This is a genomic window from Haloglycomyces albus DSM 45210, from assembly GCF_000527155.1.
GTDB lineage: Bacteria > Actinomycetota > Actinomycetes > Mycobacteriales > Micromonosporaceae > Haloglycomyces > Haloglycomyces albus.
Genome location: NZ_AZUQ01000001.1, coordinates 1,216,272 through 1,235,134 on the forward strand (window position 1 = coordinate 1,216,272; position 18,863 = coordinate 1,235,134).

Here is an 18,863-nt window from a genome sequence, read left to right on the forward strand (position 1 = left end):
GATCACTTTCAACGCGAACCGCCGGATCTTCAGTCGTGATCGGCGGTTTTTCTTTTACTTCGGAATAACCGTCCGGGACGTCTCGGCGGACGTGGATGATTATTTCGACGGTCGGCGCGCCCAGGCTCGAGCCGCTTCGCGTTTGGCGTCGTTGATGGTCTCCACTTCGACGACGGTCATGCGGGGAGGTTTCTCCGTTACCGATCCGGGTGGCACGAGCGCAGTGGTGAAACCCAGCCGTGCGGCCTCGGACAGACGTCGGTCCGCATTGACGGTTCGGCGGATCTGCCCGGTCAGTGACACCTCGCCGATGGCGGCCAGTTCGGCGCTGACGGCGATTTCTCGTTCAGCACTGACGATGGCGAGTGCCAACGCCAGGTCGCTGGCCGGTTCGCGGACCTTCATCCCGCCGATGGTGGTCGCGTACACCTCGCGATCCAGGAGGGGTATTCCTCCGCGTCGGGTCAGAACGGCGAGGATCATGTTGAGTCGCGGTGTTTCGAGCCCGGAGACGGTGTGGCGAGGCACGGCGCCGTCCTTGACGGATTTGCCGACCAGGGCTTGAACCTCGACCGGTACTGCTCGACGTCCTTCCATGGTCACGGTGACGCAGGTGCCGGGGGTGGGTTCCTCGGGGCTGTCTTCCAGAAACAGTCCTGACGGGTCGGGCAGTGAGACGATGCCGTCTTCGCGCATCTCAAAGCATCCCACCTCGTCGGCAGGGCCGAAGCGGTTCTTCACTCCCCGCAACAGACGTAGACTGGAGTGCTTGTCCCCTTCGAAATGCACGACGGTATCGACCAGGTGTTCCAGGGCTCGCGGTCCGGCGATGTTGCCTTCCTTGGTCACGTGTCCGACCAGGATGACGGTCATATTGCGGTTCTTGGCCTCGGCGGTCAGCGCACTCGCAACGGCCTTGACCTGCGTTACTCCCCCGGGTACTCCTTCTACGTCGTTGGCCATGACGGTCTGGACGCTGTCGATGATCACCAGTCCCGGCCGTACGCTGTCGATATGGCTGAGTGCGGCACCCAGGTCGGTTTCGGCGGCGAGATACAGTCCCTCGGAGAGGTTGTCGGTGCGATCGGCGCGGCGGCGTACCTGTGACGCCGATTCTTCGCCGGTGACAATGAGGGATTTACGCCGACCCGTTTGCGCGAAGCGGTGGGCACAGTCCAGCAGGAGGGTCGATTTACCCACTCCGGGTTCGCCGGAGATCAGGACGACGCCGCCGGGAACCAGTCCTCCACCGAGGACCCGATCAAGTTCACTGATGCCGGTGGGGACGTTGGCGGCCTGCTCGGCGGATATGGAGCTGATAGGGCGCGCCTCCTGTGAAGGGAGGCGACGCTGTGAGGATCGAGGGTCGGGTGCGGTGGTCGGTGGTGGTGCCGCTTCATCCATTGAACCCCACGAACCGCATTCGGGGCAGCGTCCCAGCAGCTTGGGTACCCGGTGTCCGCATTCGCGGCATTCGAAACTCACCCTGGTCTTTTTCGGCATGGACCCCAGCATAGGGCGGAGCTGCGACGCTTGGGGTGACGAGGGATTCCCGCTGTGGCACGCCGATGGGTGTTGCCTGGAGGCGGCGCCACGCTTCGGTGACATGATTTCGTCGGGTGGAGATATTACACTTTAAGCATGGTTCCACGTTCTGCGGCGTTTTTTGATTTGGACAAGACGATCGTGTCCAAATCAAGTGCTCTCGCCTTTGGGAGGCCGTTGTATCATCTTGGCCTGCTGGGGCGACGCGACGTGCTCCGGGCGGCGTACGGTCAGCTGGTCTATCGCATCGGGGGCGGTGACGGCAGGCAGATGGAGCGTACCCGGAATTACTTGGCCGATCTGTCGCGTGGGTGGTCGGCTGAGACCGTTCGTGACGTCGTGATGGAGACGCTGGATCATCTCATCCAGCCATTTATTTACACTGAAGCACTGGATTTGGTTCGGGGGCATCTCGACGCGGGCCGGAACGTGGTGTTGATCAGTGCCTCCGGGTACGACATCGTCTCCCCGATCGCGGATTCGCTTGGTATCCCCGAGGTGATCGCGACGCGATTGCGTACGGATGGAAATGGAATGTACACGGGGGAAGTCGAATTTTACGCCGCGGGGCAGGCAAAAGCGGAGGCGATCCGGGACTATGCCCGAAATCGCGACATCGACCTGTCTGCGTCGTTTGCATATTCGGATTCGATTACCGACGAACCCATGCTGCGGGCGGTGGGAAATCCCCGTGTGGTCAATGGTGACAAGAGTTTGCGTAAACTTGGAAAATCAGAAGGTTGGCCATTGCTGTCGTTTAATGATCCGACACGGGAAGGGAAGCCGTGCGGAAAAGAAATGCGAACGGGATTTGTCGCCGTGGCGGCTCTCGCGGTTGTCGGGTTTTGGGCATGGCGGCGTTGGCTACGATGAAGTCCGGGCCCAACTCACTTTTAGATAGTGAATTCTATCGCATTATATATGACACAAAGTGCGTGTCCATCGGAGTATCTGAATATAATCCCTGGTAGTCTCATTCTGTCTCACTAGCGATCATGCGTCTAGGAAGAGTGTTGGCATGTTAGTAATGTTCTCAGTACAGGACATGCGAGTATGCTCTTATGTAAGACTGGAAAAGTCAGCTGCGGCTTCAAAAGTCTTAAGCTAGGCAACAAACTGTGGACTGTTCTGCGGAAGTCTCGGGGGACTGCGTAACCTAATGCGAATTGGACGGTTTTCAGTAAGTGTGAGGCGCACTGCCGCAGACTTAAGTTTCCAGCTGATCGAACAAGGGTTCTTGTAATGCTCAGCCGGTGACGGGCAAACGAAATCTTAAAACACCACTTGGTTTTAAGGGATTTCCTGAGAGGGTTCTGAAAACACTTTCAGAGAATTATTAGAAACCAAGAACTATAGCTATTGGAAGGAATTACAATGGCACGACTGACTCAAGAAGTGACGACTCCAATCTCTCCTGTGGGCGGAGATGTCATCCCCGAAGACGACGCCGAGCGTATTGCCGGTGTTCTGAAAGCGCTGGCCGATCCCAATCGCCTGCGTCTGATCAGCATGATCCAGACCTCGCCCGACCAAGAAGCCTGCGTCGCGGAACTGACCGATCCGCTGGGCCTGTCTCAGCCCACCATCAGTCACCACCTACGCATCTTGGCCGAGGCCGGTGTCGTCAAGCGCGACAAGCGTGGAGTATGGGCCTATTTCCACTTGGTCCCCGAAACCATGCGTACCATTGCCGACCTCTTGACGCCTCCGAAGCGTCGTCGTTCCAGCAAATAATGCCGGGGCCTCGCAGAAGGGCCTCCAATCCGTGGGACATGAGGAGGGACCTCGACGCGTTCCGGCCATGCTTTAGGTTAGGCACGCGGAGGTCCCTCACTCTTGTAGCGGCGAATTCAGCGGACGTTCCCGACCGGTTCCATGCGGGAAACGTGAATCGAATCGGTGTCGAGTTCGGTAACGTTACTATTGCGTGGAGTTGAAGAATCGAGCGGGACCATTAGAATGTTCACATGACCGGACGCCACCGCAGACCCCGCCGCCTCTCCTATGAGCGGCGACGTCTCATCGGCGGCGTCAGCCTTTCCTTGTTCTTCGCGGTGGTCACCCTGTACACCTTGAACGTCGCGATCGCCCAGGTTCGCGGTTGTTCCGAAACCGTTTCTCTGAGTGTGACCGTATCCCCTGATTTGGTCGACGTGGTCGACGACTACGACCTCAATGAGCGCCTTGTGGATTCTTGTATCAGCGTGGCACTGCACAGCTCCCCTTCGACCGAGATCTCCTCTACCGATACCCAGGTATGGATTCCCGAGACGATTCTGTGGACCGATCATAGCGGGGTCACCGAGGGCTCGTGGGAGACGTATCGAGAATCGGTGGTGTCCAATCCCATTGGCGTGGCGCAGGGTTCAATCGATATCGACAGACCTCGAGACGCCGGGGTCACCGATCCCGCGCACGACGCGGCCGATTTGTTGTGGCTGGTCACTTATGGTGTTGACGATGATGTCGTCTCCGCCGGGGACAGCGAGTCCGCTCCCCGGGTGCGAACCCTGAGCGACGTTCGCCGTTCGGGTGGGGACGGTCTACAGCGCTTTTCCGACGCGGCGGTCCCGACGCTGTCCTACCCCATGCTTATCGATCCGCAGTTGAACGGGCCGCAACGTCGTGCGGCGGATGATCTGTCTCAGGTGCTGAGCGGGACCGAGTTCGAATCCACCGTGCGAGAGAGGGGCTATGAACCCCCGGAGGAACACCCGCCCATCTACCAGGACGATGTAGTGGACGACGTTCTGGAGGCGTGGAGAAGTTATCGGGATTAAGATTCCGGCACGGCCAAAACTTGATTCAGTACGTCGTTCAAGACCTTCTGAGCCGAATCGCGATCGGCTTCGGGGATATCAATGGTGACGACGACATGGGCCTGACTCTGCTCGGCGTCGGATCCGGGAATGGTGTGCGTGAACAGCGACGCTTGAGCCTGCCAACCAGAGCTGACATCACGATGCTGGAACGCCGTCTGCGGATTCTGCCCTTCCCGCATGGGCTGTAGGTCCAAGTCGTCCCGCAATGCTCGCCGCGTGTCCCGATCGCAGTTTCGGCATTCGTTCCACGTGACTTCGATCGTTCCGTCGTTCGGGGTGGTGCAGTCGATGACCCGGCCGTCCCCCTGACAGCTGTACGAAGTGGGTACTCGGAAAGCGACGGGCCAATCCCTTTCGGCCATGATCGACGTGTCCTCGTCGCCGAACTGTCCGCCGCCGAGACTTTCGGAGGGAGCGTCGGACGTCCATTCGGGGCGACCGTCGTCGGTTTCCTCGGCGGTGTCGGAGTCGTCCTCTCCCGACGCCGTGGATTGTTCTTCGGGAGAGAAGGTCTGCCAGATCAGCCAGGTTCCCCCGGTGAGGGAGAACAGGACGACCACGGCCAGCAGGCCGAGAATGATCGGGCGCACGAGCGAACGGGGACGCTTGGGCGGCCGGCTGGGCGAAGGGGGAGGCGGCATAGACGAGACGTAGGTGTTGGTGGTATCGCCGGGTTTCTGCACCTTCGGCAAACGGCCCGTCGGAGGCCCCAGGGACAGGAGACGTTCGAGAATACGTTCGGCGCCGCGCAGGTTTCTGTCCTGCAGCACCACCACGTACGGCTGCTCGGCGTCCAAGTCGGCCTGCAGCACTGGGGCGTCGTCGATTCCGGTATTGGCGTGGGCCCAGGCGACGGCGTCGGTGAGGAGCGCGCGACGGGACGGGTCTTTGGAAGAAGAGGTTCCCAGCGTCAAGATGTGGACCGGGCGACCCTGCGAATCTATGCCCGCGCACATTTCATAGGCACCTTCAACCCGAAGGGTTGACACGCCATGGAACGGTCCAATCGTGCGACTCATCTACGTCCTTAACAAGTCCACCGGTTATCCGATGACAAATCGCCGCCTCCGCTTGGCCACCCTAACGTGGCTTCGGCGAACGCGGTGTTCGAATGTTACCCATTGATCCTGTGCGTCCAGTATGACCGAAGCTCGCACTTGACGCTTCATCGGGTACTCGACTACGTCCGGAAACGTGCGGTAATGATTATTGTGTCGGCGTTTCGGCCGGGTGTTATGGCTGCGATCTGGGTATTACGACCGATTCGGCGCCCGTGGCGTACCTATTAAGCTGTAGGCGTGACTTTGTATCGTAGTGGCGATGACGGCCCCCACCCAGTGATGTCCCACCCGAAGACCCCGTGGTCGAAGGCTCCCTCTTCCTTTATTCGCGGTGGCCTGGTCGGGACGTCTGAAGCGCTCCCCGGTATTTCCGGAGGAACCGTGGCGTTGGTGGTGGGACTGTACGACGGCCTCATCGGAGCCATCTCCGATCTCCTCTCGGCTTTGCGTCAGGCGGCGACCGCCCTCGTCAAGCGCGAGAGCCTCAAACCGGCGTGGCGCTCGTTCGCGGCCATCGACTGGCCTCTGCTGATCCCGGTCGGCATCGGCATGGTGTGTTTCCTGCTGTTGGCGCTGTTTACGATCGCACCGCTCATGGAATCGCACCCGACGCAGATGCGGGGGCTGTTCATGGGGATGATCGCCGTCTCCATCGCGATTCCGATTCGCATGATGCCCGAACGATTCAACCTCGCCAACGCCGTCGGCTTCGGACTCGCGGCGGTGGTCGCTTTTGTGGTGACCGGTCTTCCCGCCGCCACGATTTCCGACCCCTCGCTGTGGTACGTGCTCTTCGCGGCCGCCATCGCCATCAACGCACTGATTCTTCCCGGAGTGAGCGGCTCGTACATCATGATTCTCATGGGCGTATACGGCCCCGTGACGGAGGCCTTGCGGGAACGGGACTTCGCTTTCGTGGGAACGTACCTGGCGGGCGCGCTTCTGGGGCTCGGCACGGTCGCCAAGGCTCTGAACTGGCTCCTGCACCACAAACGTCAAATGACCTTGGCCGTCCTCGCGGGTCTCATGGTGGGGACGATTCGTAGCCTGTGGCCGTGGCAGAGTGAGTCCGGTTCGCTTCAGGCTCCACACGACACGGTCGTGGTACCCGTTCTGCTGTTCCTTTGTGGCGCGGGCGTTATTGTGGCGGGCCTGGTGTGGGAGGCTCGCCGAAAAGCGGACTAGAATCGACGTCACACCGTGTCTGAGATGTCGGAATTGTCCAATCCGGAAGGCACGCGGTAAAATTCGGCGATTTTTTCCGGATCTGAGCGTAACTCTTCCCTCGCGTGGTGCGTTATACGTAGCGTACGACGAAGAGCCATTCCCAATATGGTCCACACGGGTTCGTCCTGGGGATCGTCCAGGGTGAATTGCTCGGAAGATTGCGAGGGATACGTTGAAGCAAACGGCCAAACGGACCGCAGTCGCGGTAGGAGCCATGTCCGCTGGGGCGCTCTTGATTCCGGGGGCCTCCGCCCACGCCGCAGACAATCCAATGGGAGCTTCGGAGAACCCCGAACAAGGTTCAGACGATCGACTTGCGCAGTACCAAAACGAAATACCCGACAATCCCTTCAACGCGGCCGGGCACGAGGGCGATCTGCCACAGGGCGACCTCACGGCACCCCTTCGGGCCGCCGGAGGCCAGATCGTCAATTCGCTCGGTGCGTCGGTGAATCAAGTCCGTTCCGTGGGGGACGAAATCTCCAGCGATTCCGATTCCAGCAGTACCGTGCGGGACGCCTTGCAGGGAGACTCCGGAGACGGAGTACTGGGAGGCGGAATCTTCAATCGTTCCGACCACGGCGAGGACTCGTCCAACGATCTCGACGCCGTCCTGCAGGAAGACGATACGGGCGACGACTCGAATTCGGAGGCTCCGGCCGCAGCGGACGAGGTACCGGACGCGGAGGATCAACAGACGTCGTCCGGCCTTGCCGATCGCCTGCGCAGTGTGATCGTGCGCTTGGCCAACGCCGGCGGCTGACAACCGGCCACGGCTCCGCCTCATGCGGGGCTCGGTGTCGTCACTCGACGACGATCGCAGAATTCGGATCATTGACCGGGAGGCGATGCGGATGTCATCGCCGCCGGGTTCGACCGCCGGCGTCATCGGCCGTCTTGCCGGTTCGCCGTCAGGGGATGGCGGCTCGAAACGATCCGTTCGCAGTGGAACTCATACCGTCGCTAGGACCACTGCTTGAAGGTCCGTAAGACACGGATACTCAGCACACGGCGACAGGGGAATCGTGCGGAGGTGAACGATGGGACCCGGATCGATCCGGCCGTACGTCACTTCGATTTCAACGGTCGCCTACGCAAACTCATAGTGTGGAGAACTCCAAGTTCAAGTCAAACCCGTGATCGTCCCCAGGTAGTTCGTGGCGTTCGACTGGACATTATGGAGTGAGGTACGTATCAGGGTATGAACGCAGCAAAACCCATTGGACGGCGGTTTGAATCGTATTCCCAGGAGTACGCCCCGAACGTGACCCGACTCCGCACGGAGGGTTCGGCCGCGCAGTGAAGTAAGCAGCACTGCGCGGCCGAACAGGAAATGGGCGAACCCGACATCGTCTGAGCCAGGGACATCCCAGTGGCTCCGGGGGTGCGGGCGAGCAGACATTCAATGAATACGACGCTCCACAACGCACGGTTCAAACGTGGCGCGGTGGAGACGTCACACCCTGAAAGGTGACGGTAAATGAATTCACATTGGGCACGAAAGACTGTACAGACCGGTGCGATCGCCGCCGGAGCCGTGTTGGTGGCGGGATCCTCCAACGTGGCGCTCGCGGACGACTCCGCTGCTATGACCACCCACGATCAGCTCGGTGCGGTCTCGGGAAACCAAGTCGCGGCACCGGTACAGGCTCCCATTAATATTTGCGGACTCGCCGTTTCGGTCCTGGGCGGCTCCAATGCCGGCTGCACCGGGGGAAGCGACGCGAGCTACACGGCTTCAGGCGGACAGCTGGACACACACGACAATTCAGGTCTCCTGAACGGCAATCAGGCCTACGCGCCCGTCCAGGCCCCCGTCGACGTGTGCGGGGTATCCGCTTCCATCGCCGGTACGTCGGGATCGAGCTGTGAAGGCGGCTCGGAGGCCACTCTGAAAGAAACCGGATCCGCGCAGGAGGAATCGGCCGCACAGGAGGAGTCCGGAGTACACACCTCCGACAACAGCGGTGCGCTCTCCGGAAACCAGCTGTTGGCCCCCGTCCAGGCCCCGATCGACGTCTGCGGCAATGCCGTAGCCGTCGGAGGCAGCTCGGCCGCCGGTTGTGAGGGTGGCGCTTCGGCCACCAACACTTCCCCGGCCGCTGGTGAGCTTTCCACGCACGACAACTCGGGACTTCTGAACGGCAATCAGGCCTACGCGCCCATTCAGGCCCCGATCAACATCTGTGGCAACGCGATCGCCATTCTGGGAACGGCAACGGCCTCCTGTGAAGGCGGTTCGGACGCGGAGATCACTCCTCCCGAAGAGGAAGAGGAAAAGCACCACGGAAAGCGCGAGTCGGCGGGAAAAGCATAGCTAACGACGCTGAAGCGAGCCGTCGCGACGTTAGCACCACTGAACCGAGGCTCAGCCAGGACGACGAGGTAACGATACTACCGGTGTCCGATGAAGCGGATTCCGCTTCCAACGGTCTTCTCGGCGTCGTTGAGGGAACCGTGGATCGGGTACCCGTGGTCAATACTCTGGCCGATGGGATCAGCGAGCGCCTGTAGTTCGACCCGTTCAATAAGAGCAAGGTAGGTGACGAGGGCCGGGACGCCATATCGGCGATCCCGGCCCTTTCTGCGTCCACGCGGAGGTACATCGGCAACGGCCACACGGGATCGAACCGAACGGCCGTGCCCGGCATCGATGGTCGGCTTGACGCTGCACTGTGGTGGGTGGTCGCGGGTGCGCCTCACCCCGGGTACTCGCGGTATTCCATCGGCTTGGGGTTGGCCCGACCCGCCGTGCGGAGCTCGTCCAGATTTCCGATGCGTTCCTCTTCGGGGTCCTTGCGGTTCAATGCCACGAAGCTCGGGTCGGCGGAGAGGCATTCGTCGCGTAGGTGTTCTCTGGCGATGGTGATGGCTTCCTGAGTGGTCGCGGGGAGGCGACCTTGGGTTTCCAGGCGGTGGAAGGCGCCCAAGGCAAAGCAGGCTTGCCGATGCTCCGCGCGCAGTCCGGATATGAGCACGATGATGCCGCGCTTTTCCAAGCGGTGGATCGCGTCCCATAGGACGCTCGCTCCGGTCGCGTCGATTTTGCTGACTCGCGACATTCGGAGGATCACGACTTTGACTTCCGCGATGTCGGTGAATTGTAGGAGGAAGTCGTGTCCGGCGGCGAAGAAGAGCGGTCCTTCGAGGCGATAGGCCACGATGTGTTCCCGCAGGAGGGCGGCCTCTTCGGTGTGGTGGTCGGAGGTGTCCAGTTCGATCTGGTTGACTTCCAGGGTTTTGGCGAGTTTGTGAATGGCCGTTCCGCCGGCGAGGGCGAGTCCGACGAGGACGGCCATGATGAGGTCGACTGCCACGGTGACGACGGCGGTGGTGGTCAGGACGAAGAAGTCGGCTCGGGTGGCGCGGCAGAGGGCGACTACCGAGCTGACTTTGATCATGCGAATGGATGTTGCCATGAGGACGCCGGCGAGGGCGCTCAGTGGTATGTGGGCGACGAACGGCGCTAGGGCGAGCATGAAGAACGCCAGGATGAGCGCGTGGCTGAGCGCGGCGAGTTTGGTGGAGGCTCCGGAGCGGACGTTGACGGCGGTTCGGGCGAGTGCTCCAGAGGAGGGTATGGCTCCGAACAGGGGTGCGGCGAGGTTGGAGACTCCTTGTCCGAAGAGTTCGCGGTTGGGGTCGTGGCGTTGTTCGACGGTCATTTCGTCGGCGACCTTGGCGGACAGTAGGCCTTCGATGGAGGCGAGCGCGGCGATGGCGAAGGCGGCGGTGAGGAGGGTGGGGACGGCGGTGGGGTCGAGGTGGTCGAGTGTGGGTGTGGGGATGGTGGTGGGGAGGGTTCCTACGGTGGCGGTGTCGAGGCGGAGGAGGAGTGTGGTGGCGGTGGCGGTGGTGACGGCGATGATGGCGAAGGGCCATTTGGGTGCGTAGCGGGCTCCGATGAGCATGGCGGCGGTGGTGGTGAGGGTGATGGTCAGTGCCGTCCAGTTGGGGTTGTCGGTAAAGCTGACGGTGGATTCCCAGGCTTCCAGGATGATGTGGGTGTGGGAGCTGTCGAGGCCGAGGGCGAGTGGGAATTGTTGTATGAAGATGATGACGGCGATTCCCACGGTGAACCCTTCGATGACGGGTTCGGGTATGTATCGCATGAGGTGGCCGGTGCGTAGGAGGGCGAGGAGGATGAGGATGATTCCGGCGAGGAAGCCGACGGTGTAGACGGCTCCGGGGCCGTATTGGGCGACGATGGGGACGAGGACGACGGCGATGGCTCCGGTGGGGCCGGAGACTTGGAGGTTGGATCCGCCGAATACGGCGGCGCAGGCTCCGGCGATGATGGAGGCGATGAGTCCGGCTCCGGCTCCGACTCCGGTGGCGATTCCGTACCCGAGCGCGAGGGGCAGGGCGACGATGGAGACGGTGAGTCCGGCGAGGAGGTTACGTCGCCAGTCGTTGCGTAGGGTGCTCAGTTCTGAGACGCTCGGCAATAGTCGAAACGGGTTGCTTCGGCCGGTGGCCCGTACGTTGCTGTGGGTCACGGTTGTCCTTGTCGAGTTGTCGGTTGGAATCGGCGAGGTCGTGGCCGCCGGTTCGTGGTGTGTTCGGCGACGGTGTCGGACGTTGGTGGTCAACCTCTTTGAGTGATTATTTCACTACTGAACGCTACATTTTGGGGGCGGTTTTGTGGGTAGACACGCACGAGAGGCCGGTGGGTCGCATCGGTGCCGGTCACCTGGGGCTCTGGTGTGAACGACGCGCGTGGGGCCGGTGTCCACCTGCCGCTGTGGGTTGTCGGGCGGGTAGCCTTTTAATCATGATTGATTTGCGAGCATTGCGAGATGATCCGGAGGTTTACCGCGCGAGCCAGCGTAAGCGCGGTGCTGATCCCGAGGAGGTGGACGCGGTCGTATCGGCCGACTCGTCCCACCGCAGTGCTCTGCAGAGTTTCGAGTCGTTGCGGGCGGAGCAGAAGGGTCTGGGTAAGCAGATCGCGAAGGCCGACGGCGAGGAGAAGCAGGAGCTGTTGCGGCGGACGAAGGAGCTGGCCGCCGAGGTGAAAGAGGCGGAGGCCCAGGTCGCTCAGGCGTCGGCGGATTTGGACGCCGCGGCGAAGCGTATTCCGAACCTGGTGGCCGAGCAGGCCCCTGCCGGGGGTGAGGACGATTTCGAGGTTCTCCGTGAGGTCGGGGAGACGGCCGTTCCGCAAGCGTGCCGTGACCACCTGGAGCTGGGGACGTCGCTGGGGCTGTTGGATATGGAACGTGGGGCGAAGACGTCGGGTTCGCGTTTCTACTATCTGACCGGTGACGGTGCCTTGTTGCAGCTGGGCATGTTGAATCTGGCGATTCAGCAGGCGACCCTGCACGGGTTCATGCCGATGGTGCCGCCGGTGTTGGTGCGTCCCGAAGCGATGGAGGGGACCGGTTTCCTCGGTGAGCACGCCGACGAGGTCTATTACCTGGAGCGCGACGAGATGTATCTGGTGGGGACCTCGGAGGTTCCGCTGGCGAGCTATCACTCGGGTGAGGTTCTCGGATCTCTCGACGAGCCGGTTCGCTATGCGGGCTGGTCGTCCTGTTTCCGCCGCGAGGCCGGTTCGTACGGTAAGGACACGCGCGGCATCATTCGCGTGCATCAGTTCGACAAGGTGGAGATGTTCTCCTTCTGTCATCCCGATCAGGCCGCCGACGAGCATGAGCGTTTGTTGTCCTTTGAGGAGACGATGCTGGGGTTGATGGAGTTGCCGTACCGCGTGATCGACGTCGCGGCGGGCGACTTGGGGACCTCGGCGGCGCGGAAGTTCGACTGCGAGGCGTGGGTGCCGAGTCAGGAGCGCTATCGCGAATTGACGTCGACGTCCAACTGCACGACGTTCCAAGCGCGCCGTCTGGACGTGCGCTACCGCGATGAGAACGGGAAGAACGCGTTCGCGGCGACGTTGAACGGGACGTTGGCCACCACTCGTTGGCTGGTGTCGATTCTGGAGAACCACCAGCAGGCCGACGGTTCGGTGCGGGTGCCGGAGGCATTGCGTCCCTTCGTCGGCAAGGACGTTATCGCGCCGAAAAGCTAGCACGACGAACTTAATGGGTGGTGGTCGATGTTTCACGGGAAACATCGACCACCACCCATTTCTATGTCGTCTGGTCCTCCAGCCAGGATTTGAGTACGAGGGCATGGTTGACCTCGGGGTTCTTGGCCGCGTAAAGAAGCGTGATGGGGCCGCTCTCCAGCGCGGTGCGGAGCGGTTCCTGCGCTTCGGGGTGGCTGTCGAGCTCCCGGCGGTAGCGTTTGGTGAATTCGGCGAACCGCTCCGGGTCATGGGCGAACCAGATGCGCAGTGGTGAACTCGGGGCGACGTCTTTGGCCCATGCGACGCCGTGGAGGCGTTCTTTGCTGACGCCGCGCGGCCAGAGGCGATCCACCAGGAAATCCGTTTCCGTTTCGGTGTCGCCGGCGTGATGGTCGTAGACTCGCTTGAGGAAAATCTGATGCATATTCGCACTGTACGACCGTGAGCCGTCCGTCAGGGCGGATTCGGTGATCACGTTCGGTTATGAATTTTTATCGGTTGGTAATCGTGAGTTCGCTCGCCGGTCTCTACACGGACATGTACGTAGGTATTACTGTTGAGTGATGTATGAAACCGCCCCACAGGCCACGCGAAGGCCTGACAAGACAGATTTCAGTCAGTCGTCCGTCGACGCCGATACTCCCGACTTGATCGCGGTGGACATCGACGGAACGATCGTTGACTACCAGGAAAAAGAGTTCACCGAGCCGTCGCTGGACACCATTGCCGCGCTCCGTAAGGCCTACGACGCCGGTATCCCCGTCGCCATCGTGACCGGGCGCCCCACGTGGGGTGCCGCCCGGGTCGCCCACCAGCTCGACCTGCCGGAGGCCTTCGTTTCCGCCTCTCACGGCGCGGTGGAGTATCAACTGTCCGAACGGCGTATTTCGCACGCGGAATCGATGGATCCGAAACTGGCCGTCGACACCTTCCGCAGCGTCCACTCCAAAGTGGAATTCGCCTTCGAGTGGGACCTCAAAGGCTGGTACCACACCTCCGGATTCGCCCGTGATTTCGCCGCCCACTGGGCCGAGGTCAAGCCCCTGCGCGAGCTGACGGCCCGTTCGGCCGCTCGCATGGTCGCGCGAGTGCCCTCGAAACACCACTATCAGGCCGGACAACGGTGCCCGGAGGCACTCCGGCTGGCCGAGGCGGCGCAATTGAGCGAGCAACACTACTATGTGGAGCCCGGATACAACGGTTGGGTGGACGTCAGCCCCGCCGGTATGACCAAGGCGACCGGCCTGGCCCGCATCGCCGACCACTATGGTGTCTCAGCCAACCGCGTCGCGGTCTTTGGCGATGCCCACAATGATCTCCCGATGTTCGAGTGGGCGGGTTACGCTATCGCCATGGGACAGGCCGATGAGTCGGTCAAAGCCGTCGCCGACGAGGTGACCCTGCCGGTCGCGGACAACGGGGTGGCGTCGGTGATACACCGGTGGCTGAAGTAGTCGGTCGCAATCCGACAATGAAGGGTGCGTTATGGGAACAGGCGAACTACCGAAGGTATTGGTCACCGATCTGGACGGCACGATCGTGCGCGGTGACGAAACGGTGTCACCACGCACCCACGCGGCCCTGCGACGGGCCATCGACCACGGCATCACCGTGATCGGAGCGACCGGACGCGGTCCGCGACTGCTCAACTGGACGGTGAGCGACCACATTCCAATGGCCGATCACCTGATCATGGCGCAAGGCGCCTTCGTCTACGACACCACCGACTCCCACAATCCGCGTCGCTTGAGTTCACAGCTGATCGACGGCGAGATCCTTTACGAACAGGTCCAACGGATCGAATCCCACATTGACAAGGTCTACATGATGGCCGAGTCCGACGACCCCGACACGCCCCTGTCGGGCGACGACATGCCGGTGTGGCCGTGGGACTTGTCCACCGTCGTACGGGATCGACGCGCGGCGTTGACCGGTCCGATGGTGAAACTGTACTTCTGGCCCGACTCCCTGGACTCCGACACCGTTCTGGAAAAGGCCGAACCACTGTTGGCCGACACCGAGGTGGGTATCACCGAATCCGGAGTGGGAATGCTGGAATTGAGCCCCGCCGGAATGGACAAATGGCGGGGAATCGAAGCGGTGCTCAAAGAACGCCAGGTCGGTTGGCATGAGGTGCTTGCCTTCGGCGACGCCCTGAACGACCTGGGAATGCTGTCTCGGGCCGGGCGTTCGGTGGCGATGCCGCAAGGTCACCAACGGATATTGGACGCCGCCGACGAGATCGCCCCGGCCGACAATGACGGCGACGGGGTCGCGCGCTACCTTGAACGGCTTCTTGACGGTCGGAGTTAACCACGACACCCGGCCAGGGTGTGAATAGTGACACTGGCTCGCCTCTCTCTTGGATTTTTATTTCCCGCAGCGGACAATGGAGCTGTCAGATATAGAGACCGGTACCTGAACGTGGAATAGGACTGGATCGAGATGGACCCTTTGTTCGCGCCCGCGAGCGAGGCGAATGCCCCGCCGCGTTCCGCTCCCCGCCTGTCGGTGGGAGTGATCTCCTCCGGCAAGGTCGGAGCCGTCCTCGGCGCGGCGCTCGATCGCGTCGGACATCGCGTTACCGCCGTATCCGCTCCGAGTGCGCAGGCGCGGGCGCGTGCCGCCGAACTACTCCCCCAGGCTCGGGTGACGACCCCCGACGACGTGGCCGCCTCGACCCAACTGCTCCTGTTGACCGTTCCCGACTACGCACTCCCCGAACTGGCCGACCGCCTGCCGTTTCGCGCCGGACACATCGTGCTGCACACCTCCGGTGCCTACGGAGTCGGCGTGCTCTCCCCGGCACGCCGGGTCGGTGCCCTGGTGGCGGCGGCCCATCCGGCGATGACCTTTCTGGGAACGACCGACGACCTCGGTCGACTCGCACGCCTGCCCTGGGCCGTCACGGCACAGGACGAGGCGTCCTTGATCGCCGAGGCGCTGATCGCCGAAATCGACGGTGTCGCCGAGCACGTGTCCGAAGAACAGCGTCCCCTGTACCACGCCTCGCTGGCACACGCGGCGAATCACCTGGTCACCTTGATTAATGACGCCTCCGAGGAACTCGCACGCGCGGGAATCGGCGATACCTCCTCCTACCTGCGGCGTCTGGTGAACGCTGCGGTGGACAACGCTGTGACACACGGCGACGACGGTTTGACCGGCCCGGTGGTACGCGGCGACGCGGACACGGTCGCGCGGCATCTGTCGGTCGTAGACGACGATAAGCACGACTCGTACCGCGCCCTGGCGAACCGAACGGTTGAGCGGGCGCGGAAGTCCGGTCGATTGACCGAGCGGGAATACGACCGGGTGCGCGAGGTGTTGCTCGAGTCCGGCGACCCCCGTCGGGTGGAAGTGGAAGGAACCCCATGACAGACCTGGAATGCGTGACGGACATTGCCGCGCTGCGTTCGCGACGTGCCGAGCTGTCGGGACGCGTTGCGGTGGTACCCACCATGGGTGCGTTGCACGAGGGGCACGCCGATCTGATCCGAGCGGCGCGCCGGACGGCCGACCACGTGATCGTTACCGTCTTCGTCAACCCCCTGCAGTTCGGCCCTGGGGAGGATTTGGACGTCTATCCCCGGACCTTGGACGCCGACCTGACCGTGGCCGCCCGCGAAGGAGCGGACCTGGTCTTCGCGCCCGGTGAGGCCGAACTCTACCCCGAAGGACGCGAGCGCCTCACGACCGTGCGGGCGCCCGAGATCGGCGATGTGCTGGAAGGGGCGTCACGGCCCGGTTTTTTCAACGGTGTTCTGACGGTGGTGGCGAAGCTGTTCGGCCTGACCGACCCCGATGTCGCGGTGTTCGGTGAGAAGGATTTCCAGCAGCTGGCGATGGTGCGTCGGATGGTGCGCGACCTGAATTTCGACGTCGAGATTCTCGCCGTTCCGACCGTGCGGGAGTCGGACGGACTGGCCCTGTCGAGCCGCAACTCCTATCTGTCTGCTGCGGAACGGCAGACGGCCCTGGCGATACAGCGCGCCATCGGGGCCGCGCGGGAGTCGCCCGAACCGCATCAGGTCGCCCACGGCGTTCTGGCCGAACAGGACGGTCTGGAGATCGACTATGTGGCCGTGGCGTCCCAAGACTTTTCCGTGGTCGCCGCTCGGGCCGACGAGCCGCCACGGGTGACGGCCACCGGCGAGGTCGGTCGTTTGAGTGGACCCGCTCGCCTATTGATCGCCGCGCATGTGGGATCGACCCGTCTCATTGATAATGCCCCGGTCACGATTGGAGAAGGCAACGATGCTGCGAACCATGTTTAAGTCCAAGATTCACCGCGCGACCGTCACCGAGGCGGATCTGCATTACGTCGGTTCGGTGACGGTGGACGCCGATCTTTTGGAGGCGGCCGACATCATGGACGGCGAGCTGGTATCCATTGTGGATATTACGAACGGCTCGCGCCTGGAGACCTATACGATCGCCGGCGAACGGGGAACCGGAGTCCTCGGTATCAACGGTGCGGCCGCACACCTGGTCGAACCGGGTGACATGGTCATCCTGATCACCTACGCTCAGATGGACGACACCGAGGCTCGGAAGTTCTCTCCGACGGTCGTACACGTCGACGAGAACAACGACATCGTCGAGGTCAATACGGACAAGGTCGTCCCCGCCGAGGGGACCGCCGGTCATCCATTGCCGTCCCCGCTAGCCGTACGGTAAGTTTGGCGACTATGAGCGACGAAACAAAGAACTCCTCGCAAAACAGCGAGACGAACGACGTCAAAAACGACAAACCCACCGACGACTTCGTGACCACCCACCATTCGCTCGGCGACCTCAACTACACCGCCACCACCGGTCGCATGGTCATCAGCGAAGAGGTCACCGAGGAGGAGAAGTTCAAGGGCCGTAAACCCAAGGCCGAAGTCTCCATCACCTCCTACACGCTGGACAACGCCGACGTGAAGCAGCGTCCGGTCACGTTCGCGTTCAACGGTGGCCCCGGTTCCTCGTCGGTGTGGCTCCACCTGGGCGTTCTCGGTCCGCGCCGCGTCAACTCCGGTGACGTCGGCGCGATGACTCCTCCGCCTTACGAGATCGTGGACAACCCCGAAACGCTGCTCAATGCCTCCGACCTCGTCTTCATCGACCCCGTTTCCACCGGTTACTCCCGGCCCGTGGAAGAGGAAAAAGCCGATCCTTACCACGGATTCCAAGGAGACCTGGAATCGGTCGCCGAGGTCATTCGGTTGTGGACCAGCCGTCATCAGCGCTGGATGAGCCCGAAATTCCTGATCGGGGAATCCTACGGCGGCACCCGCGCGGCCGCACTGTCGGACTACCTGCAGTCGACCCTCGGCATGTTCCTCAACGGCGTCATGCTCATCGCCCCGGCGCTGAATCTGGAAACGCTGTACTTCATGGCCGACCGCTCCAACCTCCCCGACCCGCTGTTCCTGCCGCTGTACGCGGCCACGGCCCACTACCACGGCCTGCACCCCGATCGGGAACTCGACGAGCTGGTCGCCGAAGCCCGCGACTTCGCCGACGAGTACACCCTGATTCTGAACAAGGGTCACCGGGCCACCGAGGCCGAACGCGACGCCGCGATCCACAAGATCGCCTCCTTGGCGGCCGTCAGCCCCGATTACGTCGACCGCGCCAACCTGCGTCTGGAACACACCCGCTTCTACGCCGAAATCCTGCGGCACAAGCGTCTGGTCACCGGTCGTCTCGATACCAGGTTCACCGGCCCGGCCGACAATTACATTCACGAGCAGATGTCGACCGAACCGTTCTTCGCCGCCACGATGCCCGCCTATACGGCCGCGTTCAACCACTACATTCGGGCCGAGCTGGAATACGCCAACGACCAGAACTACCGGATACTCACCGGCGACGTTCACCCGTGGTCGTACAAGGAATTCGAGGGTAAGTCCGTGGACGTCACCGACCGTCTCTCGTCGGCCATGCGCGCCAACCCCTTCCTCAAGGTCCACGTCGCCGCCGGACGCTACGACGGCGGGGTGCCGGTCGAGGCGATCAACTACACGATGGATCACCTGCTCATCCCCGACTCGTACCGGGAGAACATCGAATTCAAGGAATACCCTGCCGGTCACATGATGTACCTGCACGATGAGTCCCGGAGTCGCCAACTGGCCGACCTGACCGACTTCGTCCGCCGCTCCTCCAACCGCTGAACAGAATGAA

18 protein-coding genes are annotated in these 18,863 nt (G+C 62.2%); 13 read left to right on the forward strand and 5 right to left on the reverse strand.

Annotated elements, in window-relative coordinates:
* Nucleotides 1–99: 99 nt before the first annotated feature.
* A complete protein-coding gene (gene radA, locus HALAL_RS0105710) occupies nucleotides 100–1,503 on the reverse strand; it encodes a DNA repair protein RadA (RefSeq protein WP_051463050.1) in 1,404 nt (467 codons plus the stop codon).
* Between the two features lie 138 nt (nucleotides 1,504–1,641).
* On the opposite strand from radA, the gene HALAL_RS0105715 reads away from it, so the two are divergent.
* The 3 genes from HALAL_RS0105715 (at nucleotide 1,642) to HALAL_RS0105730 (ending at nucleotide 4,325) form a co-directional block, all read left to right on the forward strand.
* Nucleotides 1,642–2,418: an HAD family hydrolase gene (locus HALAL_RS0105715; RefSeq protein WP_025273081.1), complete on the forward strand. Its 777-nt coding sequence runs from the start codon at nucleotides 1,642–1,644 to the stop codon at nucleotides 2,416–2,418.
* Between the two features lie 501 nt (nucleotides 2,419–2,919).
* Complete coding sequence (locus tag HALAL_RS0105720) at nucleotides 2,920–3,279, forward strand: ArsR/SmtB family transcription factor (protein WP_029767460.1); 360 nt, start codon at nucleotides 2,920–2,922, stop codon at nucleotides 3,277–3,279.
* A 233-nt stretch (nucleotides 3,280–3,512) separates the two neighbouring features.
* Entirely contained in the window at nucleotides 3,513–4,325 is an 813-nt protein-coding gene (locus HALAL_RS0105730) for a hypothetical protein (protein WP_025273083.1), read from the forward strand.
* On the opposite strand, the gene HALAL_RS0105735 is transcribed toward HALAL_RS0105730, so the two are convergent.
* The gene (locus HALAL_RS0105735; RefSeq protein WP_025273084.1) at nucleotides 4,322–5,386 is read right to left on the reverse strand and encodes a hypothetical protein; all 1,065 of its coding nucleotides are present in this window, start codon (nucleotides 5,384–5,386) and stop codon (nucleotides 4,322–4,324) included. The genes HALAL_RS0105730 and HALAL_RS0105735 overlap by 4 nt on opposite strands.
* Nucleotides 5,387–5,665: 279 nt before the next feature.
* Here HALAL_RS0105735 and HALAL_RS0105740 point away from each other — a divergent pair, with 279 nt between their 5' ends.
* The 3 genes from HALAL_RS0105740 to HALAL_RS0105750 all read left to right on the forward strand — a co-directional run bounded on the left by HALAL_RS0105740 (nucleotide 5,666) and on the right by HALAL_RS0105750 (nucleotide 8,972).
* Nucleotides 5,666–6,613, forward strand: a complete 948-nt coding sequence (locus tag HALAL_RS0105740) for a DUF368 domain-containing protein (RefSeq protein ID WP_156937620.1) — start codon at nucleotides 5,666–5,668, stop codon at nucleotides 6,611–6,613.
* 256 nt (nucleotides 6,614–6,869) lie between these two features.
* Nucleotides 6,870–7,418, forward strand: a complete 549-nt coding sequence (locus tag HALAL_RS0105745; protein ID WP_025273086.1) for a hypothetical protein — start codon at nucleotides 6,870–6,872, stop codon at nucleotides 7,416–7,418.
* A gap of 717 nt (nucleotides 7,419–8,135) precedes the next feature.
* Nucleotides 8,136–8,972, forward strand: coding sequence for a chaplin family protein (locus HALAL_RS0105750; RefSeq protein ID WP_025273087.1), 837 nt, complete (start codon nucleotides 8,136–8,138; stop codon nucleotides 8,970–8,972).
* Nucleotides 8,973–9,049: 77 nt separating this feature from the next.
* Here the strand turns inward: HALAL_RS0105750 and HALAL_RS0105755 are convergent, their stop codons facing one another.
* Together HALAL_RS0105755 and HALAL_RS0105760 are read right to left on the reverse strand one after the other, a co-directional pair.
* The gene (locus HALAL_RS0105755; RefSeq protein WP_025273088.1) at nucleotides 9,050–9,358 is read right to left on the reverse strand and encodes a hypothetical protein; all 309 of its coding nucleotides are present in this window, start codon (nucleotides 9,356–9,358) and stop codon (nucleotides 9,050–9,052) included.
* The gene (locus tag HALAL_RS0105760; RefSeq protein ID WP_025273089.1) at nucleotides 9,355–11,154 is read right to left on the reverse strand and encodes a SulP family inorganic anion transporter; all 1,800 of its coding nucleotides are present in this window, start codon (nucleotides 11,152–11,154) and stop codon (nucleotides 9,355–9,357) included. Before HALAL_RS0105760 ends, HALAL_RS0105755 begins: the two co-directional genes overlap by 4 nt.
* 275 nt (nucleotides 11,155–11,429) lie before the next feature.
* On the opposite strand from HALAL_RS0105760, the gene serS reads away from it, so the two are divergent.
* Nucleotides 11,430–12,689, forward strand: a complete 1,260-nt coding sequence (serS, locus tag HALAL_RS0105765; protein ID WP_025273090.1) for a serine--tRNA ligase — start codon at nucleotides 11,430–11,432, stop codon at nucleotides 12,687–12,689.
* A 61-nt stretch (nucleotides 12,690–12,750) separates the two neighbouring features.
* Here serS and HALAL_RS0105770 read toward each other — a convergent pair whose 3' ends face one another.
* Complete coding sequence (locus HALAL_RS0105770; protein WP_029767463.1) at nucleotides 12,751–13,113, reverse strand: DUF488 domain-containing protein; 363 nt, start codon at nucleotides 13,111–13,113, stop codon at nucleotides 12,751–12,753.
* Between the two features lie 139 nt (nucleotides 13,114–13,252).
* Between HALAL_RS0105770 and HALAL_RS0105775 the strand changes: the two genes are divergently transcribed.
* From HALAL_RS0105775 to HALAL_RS0105800, 6 genes are all read left to right on the forward strand, one after another.
* The gene (locus HALAL_RS0105775) at nucleotides 13,253–14,143 is read left to right on the forward strand and encodes an HAD family hydrolase (protein WP_025273092.1); all 891 of its coding nucleotides are present in this window, start codon (nucleotides 13,253–13,255) and stop codon (nucleotides 14,141–14,143) included.
* A 31-nt stretch (nucleotides 14,144–14,174) separates the two neighbouring features.
* Nucleotides 14,175–15,002 (forward strand): HAD hydrolase family protein, encoded by an 828-nt coding sequence (locus HALAL_RS0105780; protein WP_025273093.1) that lies wholly within the window; start codon nucleotides 14,175–14,177, stop codon nucleotides 15,000–15,002.
* Between the two features lie 132 nt (nucleotides 15,003–15,134).
* Complete coding sequence (locus HALAL_RS0105785) at nucleotides 15,135–16,067, forward strand: Rossmann-like and DUF2520 domain-containing protein (protein WP_025273094.1); 933 nt, start codon at nucleotides 15,135–15,137, stop codon at nucleotides 16,065–16,067.
* On the forward strand, nucleotides 16,064–16,966 hold the full coding sequence (panC, locus tag HALAL_RS0105790; protein WP_025273095.1) for a pantoate--beta-alanine ligase: 903 nt from the start codon (nucleotides 16,064–16,066) through the stop codon (nucleotides 16,964–16,966). Before HALAL_RS0105785 ends, panC begins: the two co-directional genes overlap by 4 nt.
* Entirely contained in the window at nucleotides 16,947–17,369 is a 423-nt protein-coding gene (panD, locus tag HALAL_RS0105795; protein WP_025273096.1) for an aspartate 1-decarboxylase, read from the forward strand. Before panC ends, panD begins: the two co-directional genes overlap by 20 nt.
* Before the next feature lie 11 nt (nucleotides 17,370–17,380).
* Complete coding sequence (locus HALAL_RS0105800; RefSeq protein ID WP_025273097.1) at nucleotides 17,381–18,853, forward strand: S10 family peptidase; 1,473 nt, start codon at nucleotides 17,381–17,383, stop codon at nucleotides 18,851–18,853.
* Nucleotides 18,854–18,863: the final 10 nt, after the last annotated feature.